A 20,843-nucleotide genomic window follows, 5' to 3' on the forward strand; every position below is an offset into this window, starting at 1 on the left:
TGATATACTATAAGGAAAAACCTTAAACTGAAAATGATAAAAATTGAATATTTAGATTTTAATGAAACGATCTACATTTACCTATTTTATTTGTGCTTCTCTGTTTTTGCTAATTATTGCAGGGGGAATTTTCATTTTTAGTGATGTAATTTATGATTATTTTGCATCAGTTCAACATTCTTATACTGCAGATAATGATGAGCTTAAAGAAAAGCAGGGTCTATCTCACCATTATTTATCGTTAAATGAGCGTCTTCAACAAGGTGATCTTGAAAATGGGCGTAAAATTTTTCGTCAGTGTGCTCTATGTCATACTTCTAGGCGTGATAATTCTAACCGTGTTCTTGGCCCAACACTTTGGGAGATAGTAAATCGCCCTTTTGCGGATGCAAAAGATTTTACTTATTCAAGAGTGTTACGTGAAAATTCTGATAAAAAATGGGATTTTTCCACTTTAGATCGCTATCTTCAGTCACCTCGTAAAGCATTTCCAGGAACGACTATGTCATTTCGAGGGATTAAAAATGATCAAGATCGTGCTGATCTTTTACTCTATTTACGCAGTTTATCTGATGACCCTGTTCCTTTACCACTGGATAATGAAGATGCTAAACAAAATTAGTTTGTGCCAGAAGTTCTGACTTTAAAAGTATATGTTAGTTAGCTTTATTTGTGATTTGGTTTTATCAGGTTATCAGAAGAATTGTAAGCGATGTATTGTTTTAAATGATTTGGTGTGATTTGATCAAAAGGTAAAATAAGAAATGGTGGCCTATATTCTATGGCGTCTCTTACTAATTATACCGACACTGATTGGTATTTTGACGGTAACATTTGTCATTGTACAATTTACACCCGGTGGACCTATTGAGAATATTATTGCTCAATTACAAGGGATGGGTGGTGATGCTGTAGGACGAGTGGCTGGTGGTAGCGATCTTAGTCTTTCTTCTGATAGTGTTTTTGATGGCGCGCATGCTGATTTATCTGCTTATGGGAGTTCTAAGTACCGTGGAGCACAAGGGTTGGATCCAGAATTTATTGCCAAACTTGAACGGCAATTTGGTTTTGATAAGCCACCTTTGGAGCGTTATTTGACGATGCTTGGCAATTATATACGTTTTGATTTTGGGGAGTCTTATATACAAGGGCGTTCAGTTATTGAGTTGATTAAGAGTGCTCTACCTGTTTCTCTTTCTTTTGGTTTTTGGAATTTGCTGATTTCTTATGCTATTTCCATACCGTTAGGAATCCGTAAAGCTCTTAAAGAAGGCTCTGCTTTTGATGTATGGACGAGTGCTATTATTGTTATTGGCTATGCAATTCCTAATTTTCTCTTTGGAATTTTTTTAATGGTTTTTTTTGCTGGGGGATCTTTTTTTGATTGGTTTCCATTAGGTCATTTGACTTCGGATAATTTTGATAAATTATCCTTTGGAGGCAAGATATTAGATTACCTGTACCATTTAATTTTACCATTAACAGCGATGGTCATTTCTTCTTTTGCGACAACAACCTTGTTAACGAAAAATTGTTTTCTGGAAGAAATTCGTCAGCAATACGTCATTACAGCTCGCGCGAAGGGTTTAAGCGAACGCTCTATTCTTTATGGTCATATTTTTCGCAATGCGATATTGATTGTAATTGCCAGTTTTCCTGCAGCTTTTATGGGTTCATTTTTTAGCGGATCTTTATTGATTGAAATGCTGTATTCATTAAACGGTATGGGGCTTTTAAGTTATACATCTATTGTTAATCGTGATTACGCTGTTGTATTTGCCTGTCTTTATATTTTTTCGCTGATTGGTCTTGTTGTGAGTCTTATTTCTGATATCATTTATATGCTGGTTGATCCACGTATTGATTTTGATAGAAAAGATTTATGATGGAAAAGATAAAGTATGATCAATTCTGTGACTCGAAGTTACAAAAACGATCTTTTTTTTCTCCATTGAGTGCGCGTCGTTGGCGTAATTTCAAACAAAATCGTCGTGGTTGGTGGTCGTTGTGGCTCTTTTTATTTTTATGTTTTTGTTCTTTTTCAGCAGAATTTATTGCCAATGATCGCCCTATTATTGCTTCTTATAAGGGGGAGTTGCTATTCCCTGTTTTTTTTGATTATTCCGATGAAAAATTTGGTGGGAACTTAGCCGTAGCGGACTTTCGAGATTCTTTCATTCAAAATGAAATTGCAAAACATGGTTGGGCGGTGTGGCCACTAGTTCGTTATTCATATAATACAGTAGTAGGTAATAAAACTGTAGCATTATCACCTCCTTTTTGGCTTCAAAGTAAAGAAGAGCGTTGTATCAATTATGCACAAGGAAGCGCTGATCCGGAATGCACGATAAGTCGATGGAATTGGCTTGGGACAGATGATCTAACACGTGATGTTTTTGCGCGGGTTTTATATGGCTTTCGATTATCGATAATTTTTAGTATCCTTTTGACAGCTATTTCAACTATTATTGGTGTTATAGCAGGGGCAGTTCAGGGGTATTTTGGTGGTTGGGTTGATTTAATTTGTCAACGTTTGATTGAAATATGGTCTTCTGTACCGTCGCTTTATTTAATTATTATTATGGCTGCTGTTTTGGCGCAGGGTTTTTGGGTGTTGTTAGGGGTTATGCTTCTTTTTCAGTGGGTAGCATTGGTTGGTGTGGTGCGTGCAGAATTTTTACGTGCGCGCAATTTTGCCTATATTACTGCTGCACGCGCTTTAGGGGTGCCTGATCGCATTATTATAATACGTCATTTACTGCCAAATGCTATGGTTGCTTCCTTAACTTATATGCCATTTTTATTAACATCAGGTATTTCTTTACTGACGTCACTTGATTATTTAGGGTTTGGTCTTCCGCCTGGTTATCCTTCTTTGGGTGAGGTAATGCGGCAGGCTACTTCTAACTTAAACGCTCCTTGGATTGGCATTACAGGTTTTGTTGTTATTGCTACTTTATTGGCTTTGTTGGCTTTTATTGGTGAGGCAGTGCGGGATGCTTTTGATCCACGAAAGACATTGCAATGACAAAAATGCTTTCGGTACGTAATTTGTCGGTTGCATTTTGCCAAGCTAAAGAAAAAAAATGCGTTGTTGACCAAATTTCTTTCGATATTGGAAAGAGAGAGATAGTTGCTCTGGTAGGGGAGTCTGGTTCTGGAAAATCGGTAACAGCACTGTCTATTTTGCAACTTTTACCTTGTGTGAAAACACTTTATCAATCAGGTGAAATTCTTTTTAATAATCAAGATTTAATGAAACAGAAAGAAGAGGATTTGCGTAAAGTTCGTGGCAAAGATATTGCTATGATTTTTCAAGAACCAATGATTTCTCTTAATCCTTTGCATACTGTGGAACAGCAAATAGGTGAAGTTCTTAAAATACATTCAAACATATCTGGTAAATTATTACGCACACGTATTATTGATTTGCTCAATCAAATGGGAATTGATGAGCCGGAAAAACGTTTGGGCTCTTTCCCACATCAATTATCGGGTGGTCAACGGCAACGCGTGATGATTGCAATGGCGCTTGCAAATAAGCCACAGTTATTAATTGCCGACGAACCAACAACTGCACTTGATGTGACAGTTCAAGCACAAATTCTTAAACTCCTAGTGCAGCTTAAAAAAAACTGCAATATGTCAATGCTTTTAATTACTCACGATTTGGCTGTTGTGCGTCGTATTGCAGAGCGCGTTTATGTTATGAAAGAGGGGAAAATTATTGAAAATGGTACCACGAGTGAAATTTTTAACAATCCCCAGCATTCCTATACAAAGAAATTATTAGCGGCAGAGTTTCAAGGTTATCCCCTACAGGCTAATGATAATGCGCCCGTTTTGATGCAAGGTAAGAAAATACGTGTTTGGTTTCCAATTAAAAAAGGTTTATTGCGGCGAACAGTTGATTATGTAAAAGCTGTTCAAGATGTTGATATTACAGTTCGTACTGGACAGACACTTGGTGTTGTTGGTGAATCAGGTTCAGGGAAAACAACATTAGGGCTTGCACTGACACGAATGATTTCTTCCAAAGGTCAGATTTATTTTGATGGTGTTGATATTGGCAATTTTACTTTCAATCAGATGCGTTCTTTACGCCGCCATATTCAAATTGTTTTTCAAGATCCTTTTGGTTCGCTTTCACCACGTATGTCTGTAAGTGAGATTATCACTGAAGGGTTGTCGATTCACGAACCATATCTTTCTGATTATGAACGCGATGATCGCGTGATTGAAGCTTTGCGTGAGGTTGATCTTGATCCTGCTGTGCGCTATCGTTATCCCCATGAATTTTCCGGTGGACAAAGACAGCGAATTGCTTTTGCACGTGCAATTATTCTTAAGCCTCGCTTTATTATGCTTGATGAACCAACATCTGCTCTTGATATGAGTATGCAAGCACAGATTGTTGACCTTTTGCATCGTTTACAACAAAAATATCATTTGGGTTATTTGTTTATTAGCCATGATTTAAAAGTCGTTAAAGCGCTTGCTCATGAAGTACTCGTAATGCATAAAGGAAAAGTAGTTGAGTATGATTGCGCTGATCGTATTTTTTCTTGTCCCCAAAATTCTTATACGCAAGCTTTAATGGCTGCAGCATTTGCATTAGAATCTGGCCGTTTATAGACAATCACATCAAATTGCGCTGACAATCCATTATAGAGTAGGATTTTTCCTACTAAAGGTTCACCAATGTTTGTGATCAGTTTAATAGCTTCCATTGCTTGTAATGTCCCGATAACTCCAGGCAGAGGACTAATAATTCCGACTTCAGAACATGTGGGTATGACGCCAGTTGCAGGTGGGTTAGGAAACAAATCGCGATAGTGGGGATTATTGTCTTTATAAGGCATCAACACTGTCAGTGAGCCATTGAATCGGTTTATAGCACCGCTTATTAAAGGTTTAGCACATTGAGCAGCATGGTCAGCAAGTAGATAACGTGTTGCAAAATTATCGCTTCCATCGATAACAATATGATAAGTGTTGAGCAGTTTATCTACATTACTTTCATCTAAACGTAGACTATGTTTTTCAACTATAACGTGAGGGTTTATCGCTTTTATAGTAGTTTCAGCGCTAATGGTTTTGCATTGATTAATTGTATTTGTGTTATGAATAACTTGGCGTTGTAAATTGGAAAGTGAAACAATATCATCATCAACAATTCCAAGCGTTCCAACACCTGCTGCAGCAAGATAAGTAAGAACAGGGGAGGCAAGACCACCTGCACCTATGACAAGAACACGAGCAGTTTTAAGCTTTTGCTGTCCCGCACCACCGATTTCGGGTAAAACAATATGACGTGCGTAACGTTCAATTTCTTCTTTGCTTAATTTTGTATCACCTTTTTGTATCATAGATTTTCTCTTGTCATAGTTTTTTTATGATTTAATAAATTTATGGCGCATTAACCAGTCTGTTTTTAATGATAGGAGGTTTTATTTATGAAAATTGCTATTCAGATGGATCATATTTCAACGCTCCAGATCCAAGGAGATACTACATTTGCGCTTGCTTTAGCAGCGCAAGAACGTGGACACACTCTTTTTCATTATACACCAGATTACTTATCTATGCGTGGTGATTGCGTGATTGCACAGTTAGAGCCATTAATTGTGCGTGATGAAGAGGGGTGTCATTATAAATTGGAGGAGCCTGTATACACGCCGTTGATGGATATGGATGTAGTTCTTTTACGTCAAGATCCACCTTTTGATATGTATTATATCACCACAACTTATTTATTAGAGCGCATTCACCCTAAGACGCTTGTCGTAAATGATCCAACATGGGTACGTAATAGCCCAGAAAAGATTTTTGTTACTGAATTTTCTGATTTAATGCCAGAAACATTAATTACAAAAGATATTGAAGAAATAAAATCGTTTAGAAATAAGGTTGGTGATATTATTGTTAAACCACTCTATGGTAGTGGAGGGGCGGGTGTTTTTCATTTAAAACAAGATGATCGCAATCTAACATCGCTTGTAGAAATGTTTGAACACAGTTATCGTGAACCTTTTATTGTTCAGCGTTATTTAGATGTCGTTCGAAAAGGGGATAAGCGGGTTATTTTACTTGATGGCACACCTGTGGGGGCGATTAATCGGATTCCGGCGGAAATGGATGCTCGTTCCAATATGCATGTTGGAGGTCGAGCAGAAAGTATTGGCTTGACTGAACGTGATTATGAAATTTGTGCACGCATTGGTCCTACTTTGCAGAAACGAGGTTTTCTTCTTGTAGGAATTGATATAATTGGAGATTATATAACAGAAATCAATGTTACATCTCCCACTGGGATTCGTGAAATTAAACGCTTTGGAGGTGCGGATATCGCCTCTCTTTTTTGGGACATTGTTGAACGTAAGCGTTCAAGTTAATTTATTTAAGAAGATTACTAAATTTATTTTGTGATTCTACAAATGTAAACTAGAATTTGGGTCTTAGGGAGTGTATGAATGAGTAAGTTGTTATCAGTTGGAGTGGGGCTGATGTGCGTTACTGCGTTGCTGGTTGATATCGGTAATGCTCGCGATCAGATTAAGATTGCGGGTTCATCAACAGTTTTACCTTATGAAAAAATCGTTTCTGAGGTATTTGGAGAAATTTACCCTAATTTTAAAATTCCCGTTATCGAGTCTGGTGGTTCAGGTGCTGGTATTAAAGAGTTTTGCCGTGGTATTGGAGATAAAACGATTGATATCGTTAATAGTTCACGGCCAATGAAATCAGGTGAATTACAGTCCTGTTTTAATGCTGGTGTAAAAGATATTGAAGAAATGCGCATTGGGTATGATGGCATTGTTTTTGCAACAAATAGCAATGGACCTGACTGGGAATTACACTCTGTAGATGTATATAGGGCATTGGCGGCTCAAGTTGTGGTTGATGGGAAATTACAGTTAAATAAAGTTACGAAGTGGAATACAGTCAATAATTCTCTTCCTGATTGGGAAATTACAGTTTATATACCTGGTGAAAAACATGGAACACGTGAAGTTTTTGAAGAAAAATTATTAGCCGCAGGCTGTAAGGTTAGTGGGGCAGTTGAGGCAATGGAAGCTTTGGGAATGAATGAGAAGGAGATTAATGCTGCTTGTATTGCTGTACGTAAGGATGGGAAGGCCATTGATATTGATGGCGATTATTCTGAAACATTTGCTCATCTTGTGTCTAATAAAACAGGTATTGGTGTTTTGAGCTTGTCTTTTTACGAGAATAATGCTGACAAACTTAAAGTTGCACACATTAATGGTGTTGTTCCAAGTAGTGAAACAATTTCTAATGGTGAATATTCCCTTTCGCGTCCACTTTTCTTCTATGTTAAAAAAGCACATTTTAGTATTGTTCCAGGTTTGTGGGAATATGTTGACTTTTTTCTTTCCGATCAAATGATTGGTCCAGATGGTCCGTTAGCAGATTATGGTTTAGTTGCTGCTTCTAAAGAAGAGCGGCAGGTGCAGCGTGCTTCTTTTTATGCTGGTACAGTGATGACTTTAAAATAATTTTCTAAATAATGATGTAGGATTTCTCTGTGCTGCTTTTTTGTAAAAATTGAAAGACAATATGCCCATTTCTTTTGTTATTTTTCTGCTATTGATTTTTGGTTTTGTCGGCTTTTGCATTTCTTATATGCGAGCTCATTTCCTTGAGTTTATGAGATTCAAGATGCACTCTCGTGCGTATTATTACGGTTGGTGGACATTGTTAATAACTGTTATCCCAGCTTTTGTGTTTTTAGTTTTTTGGAACGTTGGGAGTGCAGTTTACTTGGAATATAATGCTTCGCAGGCAGTTAAGATATCTATAGTAGGTGCGATAGAAATAGAAAATCATGATCTTATTTTAGAGATAATTCGTGATTTGGTTAAAATTATTCACCATTTTAAGGGGGATTTGATGACAATTTCTTACGCAGATGTACAAGAGCAATTGTCGAAAAAAGGGTTTATTTTGCCTATGGATGTACCAGATTATGCGTTGAAGATAGCACAATCATGGTATTTTTCTTCTAAAAAACTGCAATTTATTGGTTATGGTTTATGTTTTATAATTGCACTTTGTGGTTTTATTTTTGGGATTATACATGTTTCTCCACAACAGCGAGCACGCAATAAGGTTGAGCGTTTCATTATTGTTGGGTTAATTTGTGCGTCTGCGATTACAGTTATAACAACGATAGGCATTGTCATTTCTATATTATTTCAGACGGTTAGTTTTTTTCAATCTGTACCGTTTTTAAACTTTTTTTGGGGAACAGTTTGGGATCCTCGTTTTTCAACCAATGGTTCAGGCGGTGAGATAGGGCAATTTGGTTTCATACCACTGTTGGCTGGCACGCTTTATATTGCGTTTGTAGCAATGCTTTTTGCTGTTCCTATTGGGTTGTTTGCTGCTCTTTATATGGCCGAATACGCTTCAAGCCGATTGCGCTCAATTGTAAAACCATTATTGGAGGTTCTTGCTGGTATTCCCACTATTGTTTATGGTTTCTTTGCTTTAATGGTTGTTGGGCCTTTTTTGCGTGACCTTTCTATTTCTCTTTCTGGTGGGGCCGGTTTTATTATGGCTCATAGCGTTTTAACTGCTGGTTTGGTTATGGGAATTATGTTGATTCCTTTTGTTTCATCTTTGTCAGATGATATTATTACTGCTGTTCCCCGTTCGTTGCGTGAAGGTTCTTACGGTTTGGGAGCAACACAATCTGAAACCATTAAAAAAGTCATTATACCAGCGGCACTTCCTGGTATTGTGGGGGCGCTTGTATTAACAGCGTCCAGGGCAATTGGGGAGACAATGATTGTTGTGTTAGCAGCAGGTGTTGCAGCCAATTTGACTCTTAATCCATTTGAGGCAATGACTACAATGACGGTTAAAATTGTTAATCAATTAACAGGTGATTTTGAGTTTAATTCGCCGCAAACTCTTGTAGCTTTTGCTTTGGGAATGACACTTTTTATTTTGACTCTTTTGATGAATATTTTTGCTCTTTATATAGTGCGTAAATATCGGGAGCAATATGAATGAATGGAGATTTTGTCTCGTATCGTCGTAATATTGGTCTGAGGCGTCGTTATTGGGCTGAACGCCGTTTTCGTGCTTATGGCTTTGTTGCTATTTTTATTAGTTTGTTTTTTTTAATTATTCTTTTATGGTCTATTGTCAGTCAGGGCTATACAGCCTTTTTTCATAGTGAAATGACATTATCAATTTATTTGGATGAAAAGGTGATTGATCCAGGTGATCAACGTGAAACTAATCCAAAGGTATTAATAACTGCAAATTATCCACTTCTTGTACGTAATGCTTTGGCTACAAAACTTGGAGTGGATTATAATGATCGGGCAGCTATGCGCGATATTAACCGTATGTTTTCTGGTAATGTTCGCGTGCAGTTACGTGATATGGTAGTAAAAAATCCAAACTTGATTGGTACAACGCAAAAAATTAGAATTTTAGCGGCGGCAGATGTTGATTTAGTTTATAAAGGACAGATTAATTTGCAAGTGGCAGAGGAAAAGCGTAAAGTTTCTAATCGACAGGTAGAATGGATTAGACGCTTAATTGATGACAATACGCTTTATAAAGCATTCAATCGCGGTTTTTTTACATTTGGTGCTTCAAGTCGTCCTGAAACTTCAGGATTAGGTGTTGCAATAATTGGTTCTTTTTATATGATGTTTATTGTCTTAGCAGTTGCGTTGCCCATAGGGGTGGCAACGGCTCTTTATCTTGAAGAATATGCACGTAAAAATACGTTTACAGATTTTATAGAAATTAATATCAATAACCTTGCTGCTATTCCTTCAATTATTTTTGGTCTTTTAGGGCTTTCTGTTTTTATTAATTTTTTAGGCATGCCGCGTTCTGCGTCTTTTGTTGGTGGGCTTGTTTTAACTCTTATGACGTTACCAACAATTATTATAGCTACACGCTCTGCTTTGCGAGCTGTTCCACTGTCTATTCGTACAGCAGCTTTAGGATTAGGTGCATCAAAAACGCAAATGGTTTTTCATCATGTTGTTCCTTTAGCGGTACCTGGTATTCTGACTGGCACGATTATTGGTTTGGCACAAGCGCTGGGTGAAACTGCTCCTTTACTTTTGATTGGAATGGTCGCTTTTGTTGCGAATATTCCTACTACACCAATGGATCCAGCGACTGCTTTGCCTGTGCAAATTTTTATGTGGGCGGGTGAAGCAGAACGTGCTTTTGTTGAAAAAACATCAGGCGCCATTATTGTATTGATGGTTTTTCTTGCTGTCATGAATATTTCAGCTGTTCTTTTGCGTCGACGATTTGAAAGACGTTTATAACTTCAGTAAAGTGTGTACATCAAGATAAGGTTAGGTCTACAATGAAGGTCAAAATGCGTGGTCAAGATGTTAAGGTTTTTTATGGAGGTAAAGAAGCACTCCACGGTATTACTCTTGATATCCCTGAGCATCAAGTTACTGCGTTAATCGGCCCTTCAGGCTGCGGAAAGTCAACTTTTTTACGTTGTTTTAATCGTATGAATGATACGATTGAAGGTGCTAAAGTAACAGGTTTGATTACTTTAGATAAGGAAGATATTTATGATTCGCACATTGATGTTGTAGAATTACGAGCACGTGTGGGGATGGTTTTTCAAAAGCCTAATCCTTTTCCAAAATCCATTTTTGACAATGTTGCTTATGGACCACGTATTCATGGTTTAGTAAAATCACGTACTGAATTGCATGATGTGGTTGAAAAAAGTTTGATGCAAGCAGGATTATTCGACGAAGTTAAAGATCGTCTCCATGGACCAGGAACAAGTTTGTCAGGAGGGCAGCAACAACGTTTGTGTATTGCGCGTGCTATTGCTGTGAATCCTGAAGTTATCTTAATGGATGAACCATGTTCAGCTCTTGATCCGATTGCGACGGCACGTATTGAGGAGCTTATCGATTCGTTACGACAAGATTACACAATCGTCATTGTAACACATTCGATGCAGCAAGCTGCACGTGTTTCTCAATACACGGCTATGTTTCATTTGGGGCATTTGGTGGAAGTTGATGAAACTGAAGTAATATTTACTTCACCAAAGGAACAACGTACGCAAGACTATATTACAGGGCGTTTTGGGTAAGTAATTTAGGAGTATAAAATATGCCTACAAGCCATACTGTCCGTTCTTATGATGCAGAGTTAAAATATTTAGCAGAAAAAATTGTGGAAATGGGTGGTTGCGCAGAAAGAATGATCGAGCGCTCTATAGCATCAATTATTCATGATGATTTTCAGCTTGCTACTGCGGTTATTGCTGATGATTTATTTTTGGATGAAGCAGAACGCGACATTGATGAAAAAGCGATTACTATTATTTGTAAACGCCAACCAATGGCTGTTGATTTGCGTGAAATTGTTGGAGCTATTCGCATTTCTTCTGATCTTGAGCGAATTGGGGATATGGCAAAAAACATTGCTAAACGGGCAGCTGCTATTTCAGAAATACGCCAACCTGAGGCTTTTTACTGTAAACTTGAAACGATTACGATTTTGGCGCTCAATCAGTTAAAGGAAGTGCTGGACGCTTATACTAAGCGCTTGTTAGATCGTATTGATGTGGTACGCGAGCGTGATAATGAAATTGATGCTTTATATACTTCTCTTTTTCGTGAGCTTTTAAATTATATGACAGAGGATATACATAATGTTGCGGTTTGTACGCATTTGCTTTTTTGTGTAAAGAGTATTGAACGGATTGGTGATCATGTTACCAATATTGCTGAAACGCTGCATTATATTATAACGGGTCATCATATGTCTTTTGATCGTCCTCGTGATGATCTTACGTATACAGTTGGAGTAGGCGATAAGAAAGCAGATTGAAGTTTTAAATCATATTTGCAAAATATGATATTTAAATGGATAATCTAGCCTTAGATATGCAGATCAGTAAGTACATTGAATGATAAAAAATGGAAAGATTGATTGATTTGCATAGTTAAAGGAATAAGGTGTGCTTTAAATTAAGATTTTTTTATTATTTTTTCGTGTAAATCTCTTTTAGTGCCTATTATATGTTAAGGGTTTACTGATAGGTAAATAATTAACAGTATAGTGTTATTTAATTGCATATTTAAAACTTATTTAAAATTTGAATGTTTTGAAAACATATGAATCTACTGTATAAAATAAAAAAAAATCGATGGATTGTACGTATAGCTGTTTCTATAATACCGCTAGTTACTGTGGGGTGCACATCAAATCATTTAAACGTTAAGAAGGTATCCAATAATCAGGTCATTAAAGTGACGACACCTTCGTTGACAGAGCGTCAATGTCTTATGCGTGCGATGTATTTTGAATCAAATCGTTCAAGCCGTGAGGGAATGATTGCAGTCGGAACGGTCGTTATGAACCGTGTTAATTCAAGTGCTTATCCGAAAACGATTTGCGGGGTCGTTGGTCAGCCCAAACAATTTGCTCCTGGTGTTTTAACACGTCCTATGACTGAGAAAGCATCTGTTGCTCGCGTTAAAGAGGCTGCAGATGCTGTTTTACGTGGTGAACGGGATAAGAAGAGTAAAAACGCTATGTTTTTTCATACCGCTGGGTTGTCTTTTCCTTATAAGAATATGCACTATGTTCGTGTTGCCGGAGGCAATGCTTTTTATGAGAAGCGGGCGCGTGATGGATCACTTCAAGTTCCTGTGAATGATCGTCCTTATAATGTTGCTTTTGCTTTTGCCCAAGATCAGGGCAATGTACCAAATTTCATAGATATGGGCTTAAAGAACAAGGGGACAAAAGTAGAAGAAATACAAATAGCATCTGCTTCAATAGAAGTTGCGCAAGTTAATTCTGTACCTTTTGTTATTACAAAACTTGACATGGTTCCTATTCCTACACCTGCACCTAATCGCATTGCTAAGACACAGGAAACTACGCCAATTATAGCATATACTGCGCCATCATTGGATAAGTTAAATACAGTTGTTGCAATGTTAGAAAAACAATACAGAACCCGGTAATTTTTTCATAATTTAAAAGGGCTGTAAATGATGTGTTGTGGCGTTCATGCGGTAATTTTGCGTGAAATGCCTTATCATTTTGCAAAAGTTACGGTAGGAGGGTGGCTTAAGTTATGAGAAAGGCAAGGCCTTGTTCTGACTGTTTTGATTATGATTTTGTAAATAGCATTTTGCTGTTTTGCGTTTTACAGAGTAAAATACTGATTTAATTGCTTGTTTAACAGATGTTAAGAGAGCGCAGAGGCTTCTATCACGCAAAATGGCGTTATTTATAATCTTCATATTTTGGCTGAAGAAGTGCTAAACTTTCCTCATATTTATAAGGCTAGAAATTTTATACATTCAATAAGACTATTTTTCTGTCAGAAGAGTATTGATTGATAATGTTAAGTAGGTTTTGAAGTGAGATGTATCGTTGCTGCACATGCTTTAATAAGTCAAAAAATTATTCCAAATAATGAGAATGTTAGTTGATTGGAGTGAGATTGCTCTTGTTTCGCATTCTTTGCTTATTAGGTTTGTTTTTATAATACCTTGTTGATGAAAATGCTGCACGTTACGTTGCTTTAGAGAATGTTCTTTCAAATGCTTTTTAGTAGCGCATTGTTTATAGTGAAAAAGATTGCAATATATTGTAACTATAAAAATATGCTTTATATTGATTGGGTAATTGGGAAGGGGTAATCAACATAGGTAGTCTTACTCAAATTAGCATGGCAGTTCCTATTGTTTTGTTAGGAACAATTGAGTTAATGTAATGAATTTTAGGAATATTTTATTTGAGTATGCGTCATATATTAGAAAGATAAATGCCGGAACTTCCTGAGGTAGAAACAGTTCGTCGTGGGCTTGAACCAGTTTTGACTGGTGCAAAAATTATATCTGTGACACTTAATCGTAAAAATTTGCGATTTCCTTTTCCGGAAGAGTTTTCTAAGAAGCTTGTTGGCAGAAGGATTATAGAACTTAATCGACGTGCAAAGTATTTATTGTTTCATCTTTCGCAAAATGAAACAATTTTAGGTCATATGGGAATGTCAGGAACATGGCGCATAGAAGATGAGCTTTTAAAAAAAGAGTATGCTTTTTCTATGGGCAAATTAGTTGCACATGATCATTTTATAATGGACGTTAGAGCAAAAAATGGTAAAGTTTATCATATTATTTATAATGATACCCGTCGTTTTGGTTTTATACTTTTAGTAGACACAATAAGGCTCAATGAGCACCCACTTTTAAAAAAATTAGGGGTTGAGCCTATGGGGGATGCGCTTTCTGGTTCTTATTTGCAAAAGGCTTTTATCAATAAAAAAACATCTCTTAAAATGGCTTTACTTGATCAGTCTATTATTGCAGGACTTGGGAATATTTATGTTTGCGAAGCACTTTGGCGTAGCCGTTTATCTCCACAGCGTAGCGCGTTTACATTGGCATTAAAAAGTGCGCGTGCATACGAATTGGCAAATTGTCTAGCACAAAATATACGTGATGTAATTTCTGAAGCGATAATTTCTGGTGGGTCTTCTTTACGTGATTATGTGCATATAGATGGTTCACTTGGTTATTTTCAACACAATTTTTCGGTTTATGGACGAGAAGGAAAGGCATGTTTGCAATGCGAGGTGCCTATTGTACGTATTTTGCAGGCTGGGCGCTCAAGTTTTTACTGCCCAAAGTGTCAGAAATGAATAAACATCTTGCAAAATCTTACAATAAGCTTAAAGTCGTGAATGACTTTCATTAAAATGGAGAGATTTTTATGCTTGATAAAGTGCTTACACATCTTGATGAAAATATAGATAAGAGTCTTGAACGTCTTTTTTCTCTTTTACGTTTTCATTCAATTTCTACAGATCCAGCTTATAAGGATTCATGCCGTCAAGCAGCTGATTGGTTGGTGGAAGATTTAAAAACTATAGGTTTTGAAGCTTCACGCCGTGATACACCTGGCCACCCGATGGTTGTTGGGCATCACCCAGGGCCTTCGGATGACTGTTTGCATGTCCTATTTTATGGGCATTATGATGTTCAACCAGTCGATCCCTTAAATTTATGGCACGATGATCCATTTGAACCTTCTTTGAAAGAACAGAATGGAGAAAAGATTATTTGTGCCCGTGGTGCTTCAGATGATAAAGGTCAGCTTATGACTTTTATTGAAGCGTGTCGTGCGTTTAAGAAGGAAACAGGCCAGCTTCCTGTTAAGGTCACTATTTTATTGGAAGGTGAAGAAGAAAGTAGCTCTCCTTCACTTATTCCTTTTTTAAAAGAAAATGCTGATGAGCTTAAGGCTGATTGTGCATTTGTTTGCGATACACCAATGTGGGATGCAAATACACCTTCAGTTTGTATCGGTCTTCGGGGGTTGTTAACAGAAGAAATCATTATCACGGGGGCTAAATGTGATTTGCATTCTGGTGCTTTTGGAGGGGCAGTAGCCAATCCTCTTCGTATTTTAACTAAAATTTTGGGTGGGCTTCATGATGAAAATAGTAGGGTGACCCTTCCTGGATTTTATGATGGTGTAGAAGAAACACCTCCACAAGTTTTGCAATCATGGAATAAACTTAATAGTAGTGTAGAAGCGTTGCTTCGTCCCTTTGGTCTTTCTGTTGCTGCTGGTGAGAAGGGGCGTAGTATTTTAGAACAAGTATGGGCTCGTCCTACAGCGGAAATCAATGGTATTAGTGGGGGTTATGCAGGTGAAGGGTTTAAAACGGTTATTCCTTCTCAAGCCAGTGCAAAAGTTTCTTTTCGCTTAGTCCATAAACAAGATCCTGAAAAAATACGTCAGGCTTTTCGTGATTATGTGCGCAGCCTTATTCCAGCAGATTGTACAGTTACATTTAAAGACCATGGTGCTTATTCAGCTGTTCAGTTATCTCCTGATTCACCTTTTGTTGAGGCAGCAAAGGATGCTTTAACACAAGAATGGAATAATCCTGCTTTATTAATTGCTATGGGTGGTTCAATTTCAATTGTTGGAAGCTTTCAATCAATTCTTGGTATGGAAAGTGTCTTGGTCGGATTTGCATTGGCTGATGATCGTATTCATTCACCTAATGAAAAATATAATTTAAAGTCATTTCATAAAGGACAGCGGTCTTGGGCGCGTATTCTTGAGACTTTTGCAAATAGGAGAATAAATGACAGAAATTCGTGTTCATCAAGGTGATTTGCCAAATTTAGATAATTATCACGTTGATGCTATTGCGGTTGATACTGAAACTTTAGGGTTACAACCATATCGTGATCGCTTGTGTGTTGTTCAGCTTTCTTCTGGGGATGGCACTGCTGATATTATACAGATTGCTAAAGGGCAAAGTAGCGCTCCTAATTTAGTCAAATTGCTTGAAGATAAGGCAATTACCAAAATATTCCATTTTGGGCGTTTTGATCTTGCCATTTTAGCGCATACTTTTGGAATTATGCCAGATGTTGTCTTTTGCACAAAGATTGCATCAAAGCTTACGCGCACTTATACTGATCGGCATGGTTTGAAAGAGATTTGTAGCGAATTGCTGAATATTAATATTTCTAAACAGCAACAATCTTCAGATTGGGCGACAGAAACTTTGTCGCGTGCACAAATTGAATATGCGGCATCTGATGTTTTATATCTACATCGTTTGAAAAGTGTGTTTGAAACACGTTTAAAGCGTGAAGAGCGAGAAAATGTTGCAAAAGCGTGTTTTCAATTTTTACCAACGAGAGCAAAACTCGATCTTTTAGGATGGCCAGAGACTGATATTTTTGCACATAGCTGAGTTTAAAAATTTTTTTTAATCTAAGCAGAAAAAGTTAATAGAATAAAATGCCTGTATTTTACGGGCATTTTTTATTTTCTTGTTTTTCTTAATATTTTTTTGAAAAATTTTATAGAACAGCTTTTATAAATCAATCTATTTGATCTGAAAATTATATCACACATATGTGCTCTTTTTATTGTAAGATATGCCTTTATGTGAGACCAAAAGACACAAAATAGGGGTATAGCAGTAGATAGAAGTAAGGGGCTATTGATATACGTTGAAGGTCAAAATAGGTATCTCTAAGAAGAGTTGTCGTTGGCGCTATAGCTATGGGTGGTGTTTTTTCTAAAGAAGTGGGCTAGTAATAAATAACTAGTGTGCAGTTTTATTTAACTCCTAATCACGCATTAATACCTAATATCGTGAAGGCGTGATTATGTATAGTTTTAAGGTATTTTTAATTTGAGATGCGTGAAAGACACTGTAAGTCCATTGTGGGTAATGGGTGGGTATAAGGTGTTTCTTGGTTATATCCTTGGTATTGAATATTCAATAGCCGGTAAAGTTATCATCCCGTACAAAAGATTAATATTTGAATTTCAAGAAAAAGAAATTTGAAAAAAACGAGGTTTTAGATTGGTTGCCAAATCAATTTTTTATATTGGTATGCACCATGCACAATCTTCATTTATGAGAGATTATATTTTTTAATAACCTATTTTGATGAATCTTTCACTTTTTTCTTAATTTTCCTATGGATATTTGGAGTGAAGCGATTATATATAAAATCCGTTTTGGATATTTTGTATGGAGGTCAATCTATGAACATAAAACATTTCGGATTTATATTTTTTTTCGCTTTTGGTTCAACTTCTTCAGTCCAGGGAGCTAGTCTTATGAGTGTGAAAGGATTGACACAGGATGTTGCCAACATTTTTGCTTCTACAGATTTGCATTTTGGTGAGCAGGATAGTGATACTACGAATGGTGCTTTTCTAAATATTTCTTGTACTGACCACAATAAATGGACAACGAATTATGGACAGGGTGTAGTTTCTTTAGTTAAAAACGATGGAGGCAATAAAAATAAGATATCACCAAATAAAAGATCACGGCGTTCATCGTGGTTTAGAAGGCATTCATTGAGTTTTTAGTTAATAATGAAACGGCTTCAGTGACGTTTTGAACAAGAGTAATAGAAAGTGAGGTGAGTGTATTTGCATTTTTCTGCACCTTATCTGGTTTTGTTTGCGTTTTAGCTATTTGGGATTTCAGAGTAGTATTTTAAGTTTAGTCAATCCATAGAAATGGATGATTGGGTTATTTCTAGTCGTTAATGGATGGCAGAAAGGCGTCATTTATTTATGTTTTGCTGGACGGCGAGAGTGGTTGATTCTGAACGATTGTTATTTGTGTAAATGAGCATTTGGATTTCGGTAGACATTTGAACAGAAGCTTAAATTTACGAGAGTGCTACACGATTACTGGGCTATTGTAGCTTATGAATCTCATGTATTGAGACGTTAAAGTTGTGTCTCTATTCTTAACGGTGCGCTTATTTAGAAAAGCCAATTTTATTTATTATCCTACTTATTTAAGGGGGAGGTACGGTATTGTGGTGAACAGGTTGATGGAGCTTCGGTAAAAGATTTATTAGATAATATAAGGACATACATAACAGTTACAATACAGTACCATATAGTATTTCAAACATATAAAACTTTTTATGTATTTAATAAGATGCTGAATTTATTATTTATTGGTTTTATTAAGTGAAATGCTTGTCACGTTTTTTGTCAAATAGTGAAATATCTTTCTATTATTTATCGCTATCTTTTTAGACTATGTTGCTGTTGGCAGGTTTTTAAGTCGATTATTACCAATAATAAACAAAAAAATAACTTAATAAGACTCATTTCTATAATATGTGTCCTCTTGTTAATGAAGAGCCGAGAATTATTTTTCTATAGATAATTGAAATAAAATATTATAAAATACATTTTGAATCATATTATGGAGACCGATCTATGATAAGATGCTTTATTGTTATATGTGCTCTTACTTTATTCTCAACTTCTGTTGTGCGAGCATCCGGTTATATGGTTATTCAAGAACCAATACCAGTTTTTGTTCCTTCTACTTTTTCTTGGGAAGGTTTGTATTTTGGGGGGCAAATTGGTGGGGCATTGGGCAAACTTTCTGTAAGTTCTCGTGTTATTTCTGGTAAAAATACTATTAGAAAAAAATCTCAAATAGTTTCGAGTGATAAGCATAATCTTGCAGGTTTTATAGGTGGTTTTTACGCAGGTTCCAACCTTAGGCTCGATAATGGCCTTATCTTAAGCGTTGATACAGACATCGTTTGGTCTAACCAAAAGAATGTACAATTTGGTAAGCGGATGATTGTAGGTGATCAATCAGCTCGTGTACATAACGCACTCGTTAGTCGTTTTGGGCACAAAAAATCTGGCTTGGTTAAAGTGGGCGATGAGGTAACTTATAATACTACTCGTAAAGAGAAATGGGCTGGTGCCACACGGATTCGTATTGGTTTTGCTGCTGATCGTATTATGCCTTATATTGCCGGCGGCATTGCTTATACAAAGGTTCAAATTACCCCCTGGTTTTTAGTTAATTCAGCAAATCCTTTAAATTTAATGGCAGAAAAAAAGGCGATGATTGGTTATACTCTTGGTGCAGGGGTTAATTTTGCAGTAAGTGATAATGTTATTCTTCGTGGGGAATATCGTTATTCAGATTTTGGTAAAAAGAAATTTATGGAGAGTCCGGTAAACGTTAGTTATAGCACCCATGACTTGCGTGTGGGTGTGGCATACAAATTGTAACTTTTTGTTAAGATTAATTGATAAAGAATTCTATTTTTAGTGAAACTCTCAACGTTTAATTGAGAGGTGTGTCTTTTTTGCTACAGATATTTAGCGAAAGTAGTTTATATAAGTTTCATATTCACACATTAGCTATGGAGTAAATTATGAATATGAAATGTGTAATAACAGCGTCTATTTTCGCTTTAGTTTCAGCATCTGCAGCTCAAGCAGCAGATATGCCAGTTCAGGAAAGACCAACACCAGTGTTGCCACAGGTTGTTGTTGCTCCTGCTTTTTCTTGGACAGGTTTTTACCTTGGTGGTCAGATCGGTGGCTTTTCAAGTAACAGCAGTTCGGCACAAACTTATGGTGCAACACAAGAGATTCTTGTCAACAATAAAGCATTTCCTAAATTTTCAGGTTTTGTAGGGGGTCTTTACGCAGGTTCTAACGTTGATTTCGGCAATGGTTTTGTTTTAGGTGTTGACACAGACATCGTTTGGTCTGGAGAAAAAGCTAAAGCATCAAGAAGCTACGCTTTGGCTCAGACTGATGATGAGGCAAGATTCGCAGCGCGTGAAGATCTTGAAGAAGAAGAAGAAGAAATTGAAGAAACCGCATCAGTTTCTAATGTAACTAGAAATGTTACTTTTAACACTAAATGGTCTGGTGCTACACGGGTTCGTCTTGGTTTTGCCTTTGACCGTATTATGCCTTATGTTGCTGGTGGTGTTGCTTATTCGCAAATTAAAGCTTCAGTTGCACAAAGAGCTGAAGGAGCAAGCGTAGAAACAGCTCTTGAAGACTTGTCAGGTTCAAAAACATTGGTTGGATACACTCTTGGTGCCGGTGTTGACTTCGCAATGACTGACAGTGTTATATTACGTGCGGAATACCGTTACTCAGACTTTGGTAAAAAGTCATTTATCAATGACAACGTTGAAGTTGATGTTAAAACCAATGATTTCCGCGTTGGTGTAGCATACAAATTCTAATTTGTTGTAAGATTTAAGTTTTTTAAAGGCTCTGTCTTTGGCAGGGCCTTTATTTCTTGATAAATTTATTTTTAATAGAACTCTTAGCGTTTAATTGAGGGTTGTGTTATTTTTACTACAGATATTTAGCGAAAGTAGTTTATACAAGTTGACATATTCACACATTAGCTATGGAGTAAATTATGAATATGAAATGTGTAATAACAGCGTCTATTTTCGCTTTAGTTTCAGCATCTGCAGCTCAAGCAG

Annotated in this window: 18 protein-coding genes; 17 read left to right on the forward strand and 1 reads right to left on the reverse strand. The window is 36.7% G+C overall.

Annotated elements, in window-relative coordinates; genetic code table 11:
• Window positions 1-61: 61 nt before the first annotated feature.
• From GGR10_RS04175 to GGR10_RS04190, 4 genes are all read left to right on the forward strand, one after another.
• The gene (locus GGR10_RS04175) at window positions 62-622 is read left to right on the forward strand and encodes a c-type cytochrome (RefSeq protein ID WP_182480037.1); all 561 of its coding nucleotides are present in this window, start codon (window positions 62-64) and stop codon (window positions 620-622) included.
• 142 nt (window positions 623-764) lie between these two features.
• On the forward strand, window positions 765-1,886 hold the full coding sequence (locus tag GGR10_RS04180) for a microcin C ABC transporter permease YejB (protein WP_182480038.1): 1,122 nt from the start codon (window positions 765-767) through the stop codon (window positions 1,884-1,886).
• Entirely contained in the window at window positions 1,883-3,028 is a 1,146-nt protein-coding gene (locus GGR10_RS04185) for an ABC transporter permease (RefSeq protein WP_182480039.1), read from the forward strand. Before GGR10_RS04180 ends, GGR10_RS04185 begins: the two co-directional genes overlap by 4 nt.
• Window positions 3,025-4,635 carry an ABC transporter ATP-binding protein gene (locus GGR10_RS04190; protein WP_182480040.1) on the forward strand — a complete coding sequence of 537 codons (1,611 nt, stop codon included), beginning with the start codon at window positions 3,025-3,027 and terminating at the stop codon, window positions 4,633-4,635. The genes GGR10_RS04185 and GGR10_RS04190 overlap by 4 nt, the downstream gene beginning before the upstream one ends.
• On the opposite strand, the gene GGR10_RS04195 is transcribed toward GGR10_RS04190, so the two are convergent.
• Window positions 4,581-5,369 (reverse strand): molybdopterin-synthase adenylyltransferase MoeB, encoded by a 789-nt coding sequence (locus tag GGR10_RS04195; protein WP_182480041.1) that lies wholly within the window; start codon window positions 5,367-5,369, stop codon window positions 4,581-4,583. The genes GGR10_RS04190 and GGR10_RS04195 overlap by 55 nt on opposite strands.
• A gap of 87 nt (window positions 5,370-5,456) precedes the next feature.
• Between GGR10_RS04195 and gshB the strand changes: the two genes are divergently transcribed.
• From gshB to GGR10_RS04260, 13 genes are all read left to right on the forward strand, one after another.
• The gene (gene gshB, locus GGR10_RS04200; RefSeq protein ID WP_182480042.1) at window positions 5,457-6,395 is read left to right on the forward strand and encodes a glutathione synthase; all 939 of its coding nucleotides are present in this window, start codon (window positions 5,457-5,459) and stop codon (window positions 6,393-6,395) included.
• 78 nt (window positions 6,396-6,473) lie between these two features.
• Window positions 6,474-7,520: a PstS family phosphate ABC transporter substrate-binding protein gene (locus GGR10_RS04205; protein WP_182480043.1), complete on the forward strand. Its 1,047-nt coding sequence runs from the start codon at window positions 6,474-6,476 to the stop codon at window positions 7,518-7,520.
• A gap of 61 nt (window positions 7,521-7,581) precedes the next feature.
• A complete protein-coding gene (gene pstC / locus GGR10_RS04210) occupies window positions 7,582-9,042 on the forward strand; it encodes a phosphate ABC transporter permease subunit PstC (RefSeq protein WP_182480044.1) in 1,461 nt (486 codons plus the stop codon).
• A complete protein-coding gene (gene pstA / locus GGR10_RS04215) occupies window positions 9,039-10,331 on the forward strand; it encodes a phosphate ABC transporter permease PstA (RefSeq protein ID WP_182480045.1) in 1,293 nt (430 codons plus the stop codon). The genes pstC and pstA overlap by 4 nt, the downstream gene beginning before the upstream one ends.
• 41 nt (window positions 10,332-10,372) lie before the next feature.
• On the forward strand, window positions 10,373-11,131 hold the full coding sequence (pstB, locus tag GGR10_RS04220; RefSeq protein WP_210268771.1) for a phosphate ABC transporter ATP-binding protein PstB: 759 nt from the start codon (window positions 10,373-10,375) through the stop codon (window positions 11,129-11,131).
• 20 nt (window positions 11,132-11,151) lie between these two features.
• Entirely contained in the window at window positions 11,152-11,874 is a 723-nt protein-coding gene (gene phoU, locus GGR10_RS04225; RefSeq protein WP_182480046.1) for a phosphate signaling complex protein PhoU, read from the forward strand.
• Window positions 11,875-12,179: 305 nt separating this feature from the next.
• Window positions 12,180-13,019 (forward strand): cell wall hydrolase, encoded by an 840-nt coding sequence (locus GGR10_RS04230; protein ID WP_182480097.1) that lies wholly within the window; start codon window positions 12,180-12,182, stop codon window positions 13,017-13,019.
• 809 nt (window positions 13,020-13,828) lie between these two features.
• Complete coding sequence (mutM, locus tag GGR10_RS04235; RefSeq protein ID WP_182480047.1) at window positions 13,829-14,707, forward strand: bifunctional DNA-formamidopyrimidine glycosylase/DNA-(apurinic or apyrimidinic site) lyase; 879 nt, start codon at window positions 13,829-13,831, stop codon at window positions 14,705-14,707.
• 71 nt (window positions 14,708-14,778) lie between these two features.
• A complete protein-coding gene (locus GGR10_RS04240) occupies window positions 14,779-16,194 on the forward strand; it encodes a M20/M25/M40 family metallo-hydrolase (protein ID WP_182480048.1) in 1,416 nt (471 codons plus the stop codon).
• On the forward strand, window positions 16,166-16,786 hold the full coding sequence (locus GGR10_RS04245; RefSeq protein WP_182480049.1) for a ribonuclease D: 621 nt from the start codon (window positions 16,166-16,168) through the stop codon (window positions 16,784-16,786). Before GGR10_RS04240 ends, GGR10_RS04245 begins: the two co-directional genes overlap by 29 nt.
• 881 nt (window positions 16,787-17,667) lie before the next feature.
• A complete protein-coding gene (locus GGR10_RS04250) occupies window positions 17,668-17,925 on the forward strand; it encodes a hypothetical protein (RefSeq protein ID WP_182480050.1) in 258 nt (85 codons plus the stop codon).
• A gap of 873 nt (window positions 17,926-18,798) precedes the next feature.
• Window positions 18,799-19,617: an outer membrane protein gene (locus GGR10_RS04255; RefSeq protein ID WP_182480051.1), complete on the forward strand. Its 819-nt coding sequence runs from the start codon at window positions 18,799-18,801 to the stop codon at window positions 19,615-19,617.
• 146 nt (window positions 19,618-19,763) lie between these two features.
• Complete coding sequence (locus GGR10_RS04260) at window positions 19,764-20,594, forward strand: outer membrane protein (RefSeq protein ID WP_182480052.1); 831 nt, start codon at window positions 19,764-19,766, stop codon at window positions 20,592-20,594.
• The last annotated feature ends 249 nt before the right edge of the window (window positions 20,595-20,843 follow it).

This window comes from Bartonella chomelii, from assembly GCF_014138465.1.
Classification (GTDB): domain Bacteria; phylum Pseudomonadota; class Alphaproteobacteria; order Rhizobiales; family Rhizobiaceae; genus Bartonella; species Bartonella schoenbuchensis.